General features: G+C 66.8%; 1 protein-coding gene. It reads right to left on the reverse strand.

Annotated elements, in window-relative coordinates:
* Nucleotides 1–774: acyl carrier protein (locus KN815_RS47385; RefSeq protein ID WP_253209698.1), on the reverse strand; the 774-nt coding region annotated here is incomplete at both ends.

The raw sequence follows: 774 nt of genomic DNA on the forward strand, positions 1-774 counted from the left end.
CCCGAACAGGCCGGGATCGAACTCGCCCGCATCGTGAACGAATCCACCGACACGCTCATACGACGTGCCCGACTCCCCCGCAGCCGTGTCGAAGAGGCCGGTCAGATCCCATCCGCGGTCCGCCGGGAAGGCCGTTATGGCATCGCCGTCGGAATCGACCAGCCGCCACAGGTCCTCGGGGGACTCGACGTCCCCGGGGAAGCGGCAGCTCATGCCGACAATGACGATGGGGTCTTGGTCATCCGGTGCGATCACCGGTATCGGCGGCACACTTTCCCGCGGCGCGCCGAGCAATTCCACGTTCAGATATTCGGCGAGGGCCGTGGGAGTCGGATAGTCGAAGATCATGGTGGCCGGCGGGCGGATGCCAGTGGCCGTGGCAATCCGATCGCGCAGCTCCACCGCGGTCAATGAGTCGAAGCCGATCTCCTGGAATGTCCTGCCGGCATCGATCGCCTCAGGACCGGGGTGCCCCAGCACCGCCGCGGCAGAAACGCGCACCAGCTCAACGGCCGCGCGCATACGCTCACCCTCGGACATGGTGTGGAGGCGGGCCGCGAATTCGCCCGCTCCAGTCCCCAATTCGACGGTGTCGGCTATCAGCTCGCTCAGCAATGGACTCGGACGCAGGGCCGTGAACCTCGGCCCAAACCGCTCCCAGTCCACATCCGCCACCACAATCGCCGTCTCGCCATCACACAACGCCCGCCGCAACGCCACCACCGCCGCACCCGGCGCCATCCCCGACACACCACGCTCAACCAGAAACTCCTC

This window comes from Streptomyces niphimycinicus, from assembly GCF_018883605.1.
Lineage (GTDB): Bacteria > Actinomycetota > Actinomycetes > Streptomycetales > Streptomycetaceae > Streptomyces > Streptomyces niphimycinicus.